11 protein-coding genes and 1 pseudogene are annotated in these 11,492 nt (G+C 58.1%); 1 reads left to right on the top strand and 11 read right to left on the bottom strand.

The genetic code is table 11. The features are described 5' to 3' along the window. Positions 1–128: 128 nt before the first annotated feature. Positions 129–323: pseudogene (locus LGM42_RS23835) on the top strand (ISL3 family transposase); the annotation flags it as partial. Positions 324–396: 73 nt separating this feature from the next. Here the strand turns inward: LGM42_RS23835 and LGM42_RS23830 are convergent. The 11 genes from LGM42_RS23830 to LGM42_RS23775 form a co-directional block, all read right to left on the bottom strand. Beyond that, the gene (locus LGM42_RS23830) at positions 397–939 is read right to left on the bottom strand and encodes a hypothetical protein (RefSeq protein ID WP_226233349.1); all 543 of its coding nucleotides are present in this window, start codon (positions 937–939) and stop codon (positions 397–399) included. Between the two features lie 263 nt (positions 940–1,202). After that, positions 1,203–1,748, bottom strand: a complete 546-nt coding sequence (locus LGM42_RS23820) for a hypothetical protein (RefSeq protein ID WP_226233347.1) — start codon at positions 1,746–1,748, stop codon at positions 1,203–1,205. 10 nt (positions 1,749–1,758) lie between these two features. Continuing rightward, positions 1,759–2,274: a CS1 type fimbrial major subunit gene (locus LGM42_RS23815; RefSeq protein ID WP_226233345.1), complete on the bottom strand. Its 516-nt coding sequence runs from the start codon at positions 2,272–2,274 to the stop codon at positions 1,759–1,761. Between the two features lie 285 nt (positions 2,275–2,559). After that, positions 2,560–3,336, bottom strand: a complete 777-nt coding sequence (locus LGM42_RS23810) for a molecular chaperone (RefSeq protein ID WP_155644518.1) — start codon at positions 3,334–3,336, stop codon at positions 2,560–2,562. A gap of 204 nt (positions 3,337–3,540) precedes the next feature. Next, positions 3,541–4,878 (bottom strand): hypothetical protein, encoded by a 1,338-nt coding sequence (locus LGM42_RS23805; protein WP_226233342.1) that lies wholly within the window; start codon positions 4,876–4,878, stop codon positions 3,541–3,543. Then, on the bottom strand, positions 4,841–7,342 hold the full coding sequence (locus LGM42_RS23800; RefSeq protein ID WP_226233340.1) for a TcfC E-set like domain-containing protein: 2,502 nt from the start codon (positions 7,340–7,342) through the stop codon (positions 4,841–4,843). The genes LGM42_RS23805 and LGM42_RS23800 overlap by 38 nt, the downstream gene beginning before the upstream one ends. Before the next feature lie 475 nt (positions 7,343–7,817). Then, the gene (locus LGM42_RS23795) at positions 7,818–8,381 is read right to left on the bottom strand and encodes a hypothetical protein (RefSeq protein WP_226233338.1); all 564 of its coding nucleotides are present in this window, start codon (positions 8,379–8,381) and stop codon (positions 7,818–7,820) included. Between the two features lie 11 nt (positions 8,382–8,392). After that, the gene (locus LGM42_RS23790; RefSeq protein WP_226233336.1) at positions 8,393–8,911 is read right to left on the bottom strand and encodes a CS1 type fimbrial major subunit; all 519 of its coding nucleotides are present in this window, start codon (positions 8,909–8,911) and stop codon (positions 8,393–8,395) included. A gap of 445 nt (positions 8,912–9,356) precedes the next feature. Further along, a complete protein-coding gene (locus tag LGM42_RS23785; RefSeq protein WP_226233334.1) occupies positions 9,357–9,872 on the bottom strand; it encodes a hypothetical protein in 516 nt (171 codons plus the stop codon). 11 nt (positions 9,873–9,883) lie between these two features. Then, positions 9,884–10,402: a CS1 type fimbrial major subunit gene (locus LGM42_RS23780; RefSeq protein WP_226233332.1), complete on the bottom strand. Its 519-nt coding sequence runs from the start codon at positions 10,400–10,402 to the stop codon at positions 9,884–9,886. Positions 10,403–10,775: 373 nt separating this feature from the next. Continuing rightward, positions 10,776–11,360: a hypothetical protein gene (locus tag LGM42_RS23775; RefSeq protein ID WP_226233330.1), complete on the bottom strand. Its 585-nt coding sequence runs from the start codon at positions 11,358–11,360 to the stop codon at positions 10,776–10,778. Positions 11,361–11,492 lie beyond the last annotated feature (132 nt).

The raw sequence follows: 11,492 nt of genomic DNA, 5'->3' as shown, positions 1-11,492 counted from the left end.
GTGATCCATGTCGACGCTCCCATGAGCATCAGGTCGTGAAAGGCCCTCACGGCCAAGATAATCGGCTGCAGCGTCACGAACGGCCACGGGCGGCGGCCCGCGACTGGGGCAGTCCCCCGGGGCCGAGCCACCAACGAGCGGTAGAGCGCTCCGCCAAGGCTTGGGAGAAGCTGCTGCAAGCGGCCAGGGTACAGGCGGTGGCGGCCGTCTACGACCTTGGCACCCACAAGATGCGATGTGGGCAGGTGAGCGAGCCCGACTAGTCCACGATACGGTATCTGGAGACGGACCACAAGAGGATTGCAAGATCGGGAAGAAACGCCCAGCGCCAAAAATCAGCACCGCGCGCCGCCAAACCTTACGCCTACAGCAGCAGGGGTGTCACGATGCTTAATTCTAGAAATTCGTCTCAAAAACTGCAGTCGCGGTTGAAGCATAGGAATGGCCAGGACGCTTATCCTTCGGATTCCCACCATACATACCCGCCATCCACAACCCAGTCAATTCTTTGCCTGTCGCGGCCTCTTCGGCCGTCGCAACCTCAAGGGGGACGTCCACACTTGGAGCATTATTAAGACCTTGGAAACGTAGAAAGTAGCTCATAGCCTCTCCCTTTGGATCCGTAATATCAGGCATTATTCCATAACCATTTGGAACTGGATGTCCAGCCCGCAAGGTCATGCGAACACTCCCATGGGAACTTTTCACTTTCCACTTGATAGTCCCCATGGCGGTATTATATTTCCAATCCCAGTCCTCGGGAGGAGTGAGTTTAATTTCATCGCCAGACTTCCAGTCTATCGGCGCGACCTCAAAGACACCCTGTGGCGGTACTTCACCGGCAAGCTGGACGTTTAAATCGATCGGCTTCGGATTTTCCGCATACGCCGACATTCCGCATGCGCCGGCAGAAATTGCCAAAACGAGCTTTTTCATCATGCTGAATAATTAAAAAATCGTTAACAACCCTTTGGACAATGCAACGCTGGTACGCAACGGCTATTGAGCCAATACCTTTTGGAAAGAAATACGTGCCCCTATTTTCAGGGACGCGTCATCGCCGGGCGCGTGCGGCGACGACCTACCACGCATGTGCGAAAACCTGGAACCCTGTATCGAAAACAGCAGTCACCGCGTCAGCGCAGGTACCACTACGTCGAGTGTCGTCAGGAGTCACTCCGCCAATAGCAAATACAAGACCCTTACTCATCGAGAGCCGTCTCAAAGACCGCAGACACAGCGCCTGCATACGTCATGCCTCTTTTCATGGGAATGTCCTTGTCAAAATAGACGCCCAGATTCAACTGCATGTTGCCGCCTGTTGCAGCGACGTCCTTACTTGCGACCTCCATTTTCTCGTCATTTACCGGATCCACCATTTTTCCACCCAGGGGAATCACGTCTCGTCGTACACCGATCTTCGATATTCCGTCTTCGCCCAGGAGATACCAGTTACCCGTCGTCATTGACTCCCCACCCGAAGTCAACGTCAGCTTCATATGAATAGCGCCATAACTACTTTTTACCTGGAAGCTCAGTCCCTCGCCTAGCCAGATACCATTCCATCCGTCATCGGGTTTAATCTTCACCTCACGACTATTTTCCCAGCCGACTGGCGTTACCTTAAAGACATCCTGTGTCGGCACTGTACCGGCGAGCTGGACGTTTAAATCAATCGGCTGCGGTTTTCCCGCATACGCCGACATTGCACATGCACTCGCAGCGATTGCCAAAGCAAGCTTTTTCACCGACTACTCCTTACTCGACTTCAGTCTCGAACACCAGGGGCACCGTGCCCGTGTACTTACCCGGCACCGGGGCGGCCTTGATTTTGTCGCTTGCCTCCCCGGGCATGATCACCAGTTCGATCGGCTTGCCGCTCGCCGCCTGCTCCTTCGTCACAACCTCGACTGGCTCAGTGCCGACGTCCTTGCCGCCGACCTTGGCACCCACCTTGAAGTAGGCGTCCACGTCGTCTTCGTGGACGAGGCGCGGCTCCACGGCGTCCGCAAACTTGACCCACACCTTGCCCACCCTGCTTTTCGCGATTACCTGCAGCGTCAGCGAGTCGAACTTCTTCTTGTCGCCGCCCCACTTGATCGGCTGCTCCTTGGTAATATCCCAACCATCCGCCTTGATCTCGACGCCGTTCGCCACCAGTACCTCTGCGCGCAGCATGATCTCCAATTTCTGCGGCTTCAGCGGCGCTGCGTGCGCGGCACCGGCGATTGCGACCGCACCCAGCAGACCCGCGCGGATGATAGATCGATGCACGCCTGTTCCAAGAGCGATTGATAGGGCTGCGCATCAGAGTGCCGCTGCCCACCACATTGTCGGCACCGAGCCAGCCAGACCCAATCAGACAACTCTTATTTGCGCCGACCCTTACGAAAGGAGCACTCATCGAGGTCATCGGGGCCACTCCTCGTGGAGCGCGCGACGGTCGTCGGCTAACTGACCTACCGCTCGGAGTACACCGCTCCCAAGTTGGTGGGCCAAGGTCACTGCGATCTTGCCCCTTGCGTTGCAGCGGGATACTTCAGCGGAGGCAGGTCATCTTCACATCGCGGACGCGACTTGCCCGGCCTCGACCTGCATTCTCGTTCGCTTTTCACCTTCGCGCAGTTCGAACTCGCAGCGCGAGCCGGCTTCGCACGGCAGCTCCTTCGTTTTCCCCGGACGGATGTAGTACGCCGTCGGTTCACCGCATGCACCGTTCTTCTCCTTGCACACGCGATAGGCCTCGAGCGTCACCATCGAACTTCCGTTGTTCTCGATGATGCTTTTGCCGCCCTCCACCTTGAACTCCGTTTGATAGCGCTCATCGCCCGGATGCACGATCACCATGGCCCCGTATCCGGTCAGGACGTTGATGCCCGCGGATAGCGATTCCTTGTATTGCTCGATTTCATCGTTGCTCAGCACAAAGTCGTCTTTCGACTTCGGCACCACCGGTACAAAGCGCACGCGATAGTAGCGCTCCGCGTCGCGCTTGCCGCGATAGAGCAGACGCACCGATTGGGCGCCCTCGGCCGGCACGATCAGGCGAGAGGGGCTCGCGATCAGCCCTTGGCCGTCTCGTTGGGTTAACAGCGCGGGGTCGAGCGGCACCTCTTCCTGCTTGCCGTCATCCTTGAACACCACCTCGCTCACCTCGACCCGTACGAATGCAGTCGCATCCCCCTTGTTCCGAATCCGCTTGAGGATCGACGACTGCTTTCCGCCCATGTACTCGAACATGGGGCCAATGTTGATCGACGGCGCGCCCGCGTGGGCCGAAAGCGAGCACATGGCCAGTAGGCCAGCAAACATACACTTCGCGAGATTGACTTTCATTCGACACTCCTTTTATCGGCACTGAATGCGATCTCGCCCGATGCTGCTGGGGCCCGTCTTTCGCTCATTGCATGTGTGCCAGTTCAAAAAATATGCAGCGCTTGCGTGGACCGGCTGCATGTCAGAGATTCCATTTTCCGCACTCGAGGTGACGGCGAATATCGGAATAGTCTGAAAGCGGCGGCCGCGGCCCTGCTCGCCGCGTCACTCGGCAATCGCATCGAATACAACGGAGGCCCTGCCTGTATAGGTCGTCCCCGGATGCTGGCCCATCTCCGAGACCCCCGGGCCGTCAATGGCGACATGGGCCGTTGCCACGGCATTGTCCAGATACCGGTCGACATCGAGTGCGGCAGGTGCCTGCGTGGTCAGTGGAATCCGGCTAAACGGCGCTTGACGGTCAGTGGTCGCGCCGGCCACCGTCAACGCAAGATCGACCGGTACGACCGAGCCATGGGCGTTGCGCATGACGCAGCGGCCGGCTGCGTCTTCGCCGTCCTCGCACCGCAGGCTGACCCGCAGCGGCTCGCCCGTGGACAGTCCGTACGCGACATCACGCTCGATCCTGGTCGAGGGCTTGCCTTCGGCTATCCAGTTCAACCAGCCCTGTGCAGGGGCGAGCTTGACGTCGTTACCGGCGCCCGAGTCCGTGATCATGAATTTGTGGCGCACCTTCAGGACGAACGCGACGTCAACGCTCGATCGCGCCACGTGTGCATGCGCGCCGAAATCGAAATCCTTGCCTGGCCCAACCGTGAAGGTGTGCACCCCCTGGTATGTGCCATTGGGCAGCGATACGGGATCCGGCGTGACGAGCTCGTAGGCCACGGCAAGTGAACTTCCATCGAGGACGACTGCCCCGGCGGGAAGCGCCTGGCGAGGGGTCTTGAAACAGCCTCCACCGTCGCGGGGCAAACGCCAGCCGAACCGGTAGGCATTTGCCGTAGCCATAGGCTGGACGGAGAGCGCCGTACATCCTGCCGGCGGCTGTAGCCAGCCGCCGCCATTCCAGAGGGCCGCATGTGCCGTTTCGGCGCTTCCTGCCGGCGTACCGGACAGTTGGTACACATCCGGCCGGAGCGTGTATTGCCCGATCATGCCCACGACCCGGAACGTGACCGCAGTGACCCGGTTCGTGCGTTCGTCCCTGAGTTCGACGCGAATCGGATTGGCCGGCGCCCGAAGATAGACGCCATCCTGCCCATTCGCGCCGCTATCGAGTGCACCGTAGCTCACATCGCCCACCGGCAGGTCGACAGTTGTCACACCTGCACAGCCACCGGGATCGGCCGCACAAAAGCCTGCCGGCCTCGTGATATTGCGAAAGCCGCTTTCTCCTTGGGTCTGCGCACCGGGCAGGTATTCAGCCTCGATCGACATATCGGCGGCACGCGCGACGGTTGCGCCGGCCAGCACCAACACCGAACCGGCCAGCCATCGCATGAGCACGATGAGCGCTCGGGCGGTGGATGCGCGCGCGCCCTGGTTGGCGCTACCCTTCTGATTACCCCTGTTCATCACGGCTTTCCCCTGAATCGGCATTGGTCTGCTCCTGTTCACACTCCAACTCCCCGACAATCAGAGAGTCCCCTTCCATTTGATGGTCCTGCGGCTTCAGGTGAAGCGTGCAGAGCGGCTTGCCCCCTTTCTCGACCTTGACGACCGGATCGGCGTGACTCACCTCGAGCGCGAAAAATCCGTCGGCCTCGGTGACCGACCGGCCCGCGGGGCTGGACAGGTGAGCTGCTCGCACCGGATTGCCTGCATGGTCGACCAGTCGACCGATCACCGTCATCGTCTTCATGACGTGTACCTTCTCGTACCCGACGCCGCCCTTGTTCAGGTGGTAATGCGTCGTGCTCGGCTGCAGCGTCGCGGCCGGCGCCTGCGATCGATCGAAGAAATACTGGAGTCGCCCCGCGCGATAAGCCGACACGGGAACCAGATTGCGCCCCGGGTGCAGTTCAATGCTGCCCCCCGAGGTGTCCTGCGCACGCACCTTGACGCCCTCGAAATCGGAGGCCAAGTCGACAATCACCGCGGACTCGCCGTTGAAGGCATTGCTTTTGCCGGATACGGCAGCGGACTTGCCGTTCGTGCCAACGGTACTGAACAGGTTCATCCCGCCGGCAATGCCCCCTTCCTTGGACGAGCGCTGGAGGAACGCATCGCCGCGCGCCACCGAATGTTCGAACTGCGTGGTGGCACCCATGCTCAAGCCATACCGGTCGACGGTTCCGTTTGCCCCCACCGACTTGAGGAAGCCGGTGTCGAGCTCCTGCCGTACACCCAGCGACGCATAATGATCACGCTTGCCATCCGAGCCGCTTCGCGTTCCGAGGTTCACGTTGTAACTGCGTTTTTCCTTGCCCAGCGCAATACTCAAACCAAGATCGACGCCTCGGTTGCGGGTTCTCGCCAACGTCCCGGTGGGACGATCGAAGCCGGACAAACGCCAGGTGAGATCGTTGCCGAACAAGTTATGTCGATGCGAAACCGACAGGTCCACACCAAGGCCGGTCGTCGCGCCGCTGGCGTATGAAGCGCGCGACATGATGCTCGTTTGCGGCGTGAAGCGATGGCTCCACGTAATCGCCGAGTCATGCACCTTGCCACTGCGCACGCTCGAGCGCGCATTCCGCTGGCGCCGGTCGTTGCGTTGCCAGCGCTGACTGTGGCTCAGCGATACGCTTCCGTCCCGGTACGGCATCAGGATCTGCACATCGCCGCCAACTCCGTGCTTCGAGGAGTGGTACACATTCCAGTAGGTTCGCGCACGATCGGTAAACTGCCAGTCAAGCGACGCGCCGAATACGTTGGCGTCGGCCACATGCTGCGCCGACGCACCAAGCACGACCCGCGGATGGACGAGGTAGTTGATCGCGCCACCCCCGGTGAACGCGTGCGAGCGATCCTCGCCGATCAGGTTACGTTCCTGTCCTGCAAAAAATACGTACTTCCACCGTTGAGTCGGATCGCTCCATGCCGCAGGCTTGTAGATAAGCTCGTTCTGCGTGGACGCAACCTGACCATCCTCGACAAGCCGGATCTCCACTTCATAAATGCCGCTGGGCAGCGGGCGCGTATCGACCACCTGCAGCCCCGGCTGCACCGATTGGCTGTGGATCAATGCGCCATTACGGTAGATTTCCACCATGCCCTGACGATTGGCGGTCACATAGACGGGATAGAGGCTCGGCCGCGCACCTTCGACCTCACGCGCTTCGGACGTGCCAAACATCACCCCAAGCGTCGTCGCCGCGCCTCCGCCTGGCATGCGCGGAGGCCGAATACCCGTTGCCAGGTCCGGCGTAAAGAAGCCCGCGCGCGCGAACTTGCCCTCGAACTCGCGCTGCGCGTACAGGCGGGGCACCGAGTATTCAATCTCGCTGGCTCGCCGCATGCCGCGGTTCTGCGTCGCCTGCAATCCGCTCGTGATCGACCAGTTTCCCACGCTACCGATGGCGTCGAACGAATACCGTCCGCCGATTTCACGGCCCTGGCCACCCGTGAGATTCAGGTAGTTGTACGTAATCAGGCCAGTGCTGCCACTGGCCGGCAGCGGGTGATATTTCTTCTGCTCACCATCCTGTTCCGCGCGGCGCGTCACGATCGATAAAACGGAGTCCTGGAGGTTGTAGTGAAGCGCGAGCACGCCGTCGCAGTTGGTCTCGCAGGCGCCGAGCGCACGCGGCTCACGGAGAAATTTTTCGATCAGCGCGCGATCGCCCTGGTCGATGCCGCCGCGCTGCTCATCCGAGAGCGCCACCAACTGGACCTTTCCATCGCGACTCAACGTGATCGTGCCCTCGCCTGCCGAATGGCCATCGAAATCGATGCGCACGATCAGCGGTGAATCGAACAGTTGCTCGAGAAAATCCGCCGGAAGCTGCTCCGCCTGCTCGAACAGGTCCGCTCCCGAGCCGGCAACCTCCGCACGCGCAAACGCGCCCTGTTGGCACAGCGCGCCAATGGCAAGAAAAATAGCAACGCTGATCTTGCTCATTTTTGGCATAGCTGCTCCAACATTCGTTAAATTCCGTTAAATGGATAACCCGGTGGATACGCGGGACAATCGAAACCGGACTCCCCGTATGGGCGAAACGCGCTCCAGAGCCACGCGAGCAGAACCACCGCAACGGGCGCGCGGCAATTTATCGGTGTGGACGGCCGGGAAGCGCAACGCCGACGGGAAGCGGTCGGTGTCGACTGAGGGAATTATGGGAAATTGAATGACCGAAACGAATCAGAGAAGTCTGATTTAGGAGGCCAAGACACGGCTGAAGCGGCTTGAGAAAGCGGGAGATTATTAAATAATGAAAAGCGGCGCCGGTCTGTTTGGATAGGTCAACGCCATGCTGGCACGCAATGTCCATTGAGCCGGTGCCCGCGAAAAGACGGATTCGCCTCGACTTATAGCGACGAATCCGTCGTCGTGCGCTGGCGGAGAGCACCGCACATGCACGGGCGAAAGCACCACCTTAACTCTCGATGCCGGTCTCGAAGGTCGCAGTCATCGTGCCCTTGTAGGTACCGCTAAGCGGAGTACGGCCAGGAGCCAGCACGCGCAAGCGGACACCGACCCAGTCGTCGCCTGTGGCGGCCGCCTCGGCCGTCAAGACCTCGACTCCGTCTTGGTTGTTCATCCACCCCCAAGCTCGCCACCCAGACCCTCGCGAAAGGGTTACATTCCCGTCAAGCTCGACAAAATCATCACCGCTTTGGTGCACGAGCACCCCACGGTTTTCTGAGACTTCTTTCCCCTGCAGCGAAGACTCGAGCCTAATATGGACGGGCCCATAGGTGCTTTTCACACTCCATTGGACTTCTGTTATCCCTACAGGTGTTCCGTTATTCCAGTCCCAGTTGTGTGGCACGTCGAGCGCTACGTTTGAGCCATCCCAGCCATTGGGCTTTACGTCAAAGACGTTCGGCACCGGGACTTTACCGGCGAGTTGGACGTTGAAATCGATCGGCTTCGGATCTGCCGCATACGCCGACATGGCACATGCACTGGCCGCAATTGCCAATACCAGTTTTTTCACCGCATTCCTCCTTACTCGTCGACCTTAGTCTCAAACATCAGCGACACCGTGCCCGTATAGTCACCCGTCACCAGCTTATCCTTCATCGCTTCGCTCGCCTCTCCCGGCGTGATCTCCACTTCGATCGACTTGCCGTTCTTCGCTTCGTCCTTCGTCACAACCTCGACGGGATCAGTGCCAACGTCCTTGCCGCCGACCTTGACACCCAACTTGAAGAACGCATCCTCTTTCGATTCGTGGCTGAGCTTGGGCTCATCGGAGGTCGAGAACTTGACCTGCACGTTGCCTACCCCGCTTTTCGCAAGCACGCTCTTCTTCTCCGAATTGAACTTCTTTTCGGCCTCGTTCCAATCGAGCTTCAGCGGTTCCGCACTGTTCCAACCCTGCTCCGTGACCTCGAAGCCGCCTACTGGCGGCACCACGGCGGTCAGGTTGATGTCAAATTTCACCGGATCCGGATTCCCTGCGTGCGCGGTACCGGCGATTACCATCGCGCCCAGCAGACACGTACGAATGATAGTTTGATGCATACATACTCCAAGAATGATTAATAGGGGCAACGCAATAGAGGGCGCCGGGCCAACCACATTTTCTGCCCATGCGCAGCGTGACCCAATAAGACAACTCATATCGCGTACACTATCGATTAATATAGGACCACTTATAACTACTAACACAACCGAGACGTCAGACCATGAGCGCCGTATTCTTGCGGCACATTCAGACGAAAAATCAGCAACTAGTTATGGGTGGCACTGGATCCGCCGATTCCGGCGTTCACGCCGTCACCCATATCTAATTCTTGCAATGGCGACCTCTAACAATCGCGAGACGAATCCCGAAAGATCCATTTCGAAGACGCGCTGACCAAATTGAGCAACGCAAGGAGTCAAGATTTTCATAGAAAATCCCTCTCCGTCACAAAATTTGCGCCGAATAATACGAGTCTAGCCCATGCCAAGGCACGGGCCAAACTCACCCCTCAAACCCGGTCTCGAAGACCACTGGAAACATTCCACTGTATGTTCCGGGCCGCGGCGCTTTAGGTATTACCCACAGTGCCAACGAGGCCAGCCCCCCCGTCTTCGCTACCTCTGCATCAACAACCTCGCGCCACAACCCCTGAAAATAGGGGCCGACCATGTTCGCATTGTTGAGCGTCGAGACGTTCCAGCCAACCTGCATAGCGTCGTCACTGGCGTTTTTAATATATACCCCCTCACCCAGATTACCGGCCAGCATGCGGACTGGACCATAGCTGCTGCGCACTTTCCAGCTCAGGGTCACCTTTGACGAATTGCCCTTCGTCCATCCTTCCGAATGCGTAAAGACAACGTTATCCAAATCCCCGCTGTTCACCGTAACCTCAAAGAAATCCTGCGAGGGCACCTCGCCTTTGATCTGAACATTGAGATTGATCGGGTTCGGAGCGGCCGCATACGCCGACACGGCACATGCACTGGCCGCAATTGCCAACATCAACTTTTTCACTGCATTCCTCCTTACTCGTCGACCTTAGTCTCAAACATCAGCGACACCGTGCCCTTATAGTCACCCGCTACCAGCTTATCCTTCATCGCATCGCTCGCCTCCCCCGGCGTGATCTCCACTTCGATCAACTTGCCGTTCTTCGCTTCGTCCTTCGTCACAACCTCGACGGAATCAGTGCCGACATCCTTGCCGCCGACCTTGACATCCAACTTGAAGAACGCGTCCTCTTTCGATTCGTGGCTGAGCTTGGGCTCATCGGAGGTCGAGAACTTGACCTGCACGTTGCCTACCCCGCTTTTCGCAAGCACGCTCTTCTTCTGCGAATCGAACTTCTTTTCGGCCTCGTTCCAATCGAGCTTCAGCGGTTCCGCACTGTTCCAACCCTGCTCCGTGACCTCGAAGCCGCCCACTGGCGGCACCACGGCGGTCAGGTTGATGTCAAATTTCACCGGATCCGGATTCCCTGCGTGCGCGGTACCGGCGATTACCATCGCGCCCAGCAGACACGTACGAATGATAGTTTGATGCATACATACTCCAAGAATGATTAATAGGGGCAATGCAATAGAGGGTGCCGGGCCAACCACATTTTCTGCCCCTGGTCGGCCCGACCCAATCAGACAACTCTTATTTTTTGTGCGCCGCAAGTACGATAGGATTACTAACCGATATAATCGAGACCGCCCCTCACGGAGTTCGCGATGGTCGTCGACTAACGGCTACACACATGGATTTCTGACCTGCCGCCCCGTTTTATTCCCAGCGGAAGCTAGATTCGAGGCCAAAGATTACTGCTTCGCGTCGTGCGCTCGCGCGAACGGCGAAAGCTTCAGATAGTAGCCGCACCAGCGAACAAGCCATATACACGAAATACCATGACCTATCGCAATTGCGACGCTTTTATCAATCGAGATCCGTCTCAAAGACCGCAGACGCAACCCCCGCATATGAAATGCCAGGTTTCGTGGGAATTGTCGCGTCAGAAAAGACGCTCAGCCTTAATGTTATTTCGTCGCCTTTTGCGGCAAAGTCTTTACTTGCGACCTCCATTTTTTCATATTTTACCCAGCTCCACCCCGTCTCGCCGGCGATAGTCACCTGTCGCTTTACACCGATCTCCGAGACTCCATCTTCGCCCATGAGACGCCAGTCGCCGGTAGTCATTGACTTTCCACCCGAATTCCCTGACAACTTCATATGAATAGCACCATAGCTACTTTTTACATGGAATCGAAATTCTTTAGGCACCATACTACCATCCCAATCAACCGGAATGTGATACTTGGCCTCGTCACCATTTGACCAACCTACTGACTTTACTTCAAATACATCCAGAGACGGGACTTTACCGGCGAGATGGACCGTTAAATCGACCGGATTCGGATCTGCTGCATACGCCGACATTACACATGCACTGGCAGCAATTGCCACAACGAGCCTTCTCATCATGCTGAACAATTGAAACTTGTAGTAAGTTATTTTGACCATTCAAGTTAATGCATAGCAGCACGCAATGGCCATTTAACCGGCGCCTGTGGAAAGACGGATTCGCCCCGACTTATAGGGGCGAATCCGCCGTCATGCGCCGGCGGGGAGTACCGCACATGCACGCGCGAAAGC

It is taken from the genome of Burkholderia sp. AU39826 (assembly GCF_020419965.1).
Lineage (GTDB): Bacteria > Pseudomonadota > Gammaproteobacteria > Burkholderiales > Burkholderiaceae > Burkholderia > Burkholderia semiarida.
Note: the sequence above shows the minus strand (reverse complement) of the source record. Positions and strands in the feature narration are given on the sequence as shown.

Excerpts from the sequence above, each read along its gene's own strand:
- LGM42_RS23830 (WP_226233349.1), bottom strand. The coding sequence starts at position 939 with ATGATGAAAAAGCTCGTTTTGGCAATTTCTGCCGGCGCATGCGGAATG.
- LGM42_RS23810 (WP_155644518.1), bottom strand. The coding sequence starts at position 3,336 with ATGAAAGTCAATCTCGCGAAGTGTATGTTTGCTGGCCTACTGGCCATG.
- LGM42_RS23805 (WP_226233342.1), bottom strand. The coding sequence starts at position 4,878 with ATGCCGATTCAGGGGAAAGCCGTGATGAACAGGGGTAATCAGAAGGGT.
- LGM42_RS23800 (WP_226233340.1), bottom strand. The coding sequence starts at position 7,342 with ATGAGCAAGATCAGCGTTGCTATTTTTCTTGCCATTGGCGCGCTGTGC.
- LGM42_RS23790 (WP_226233336.1), bottom strand. The coding sequence starts at position 8,911 with ATGCATCAAACTATCATTCGTACGTGTCTGCTGGGCGCGATGGTAATC.
- LGM42_RS23780 (WP_226233332.1), bottom strand. The coding sequence starts at position 10,402 with ATGCATCAAACTATCATTCGTACGTGTCTGCTGGGCGCGATGGTAATC.
- LGM42_RS23775 (WP_226233330.1), bottom strand. The coding sequence starts at position 11,360 with ATGGTCAAAATAACTTACTACAAGTTTCAATTGTTCAGCATGATGAGA.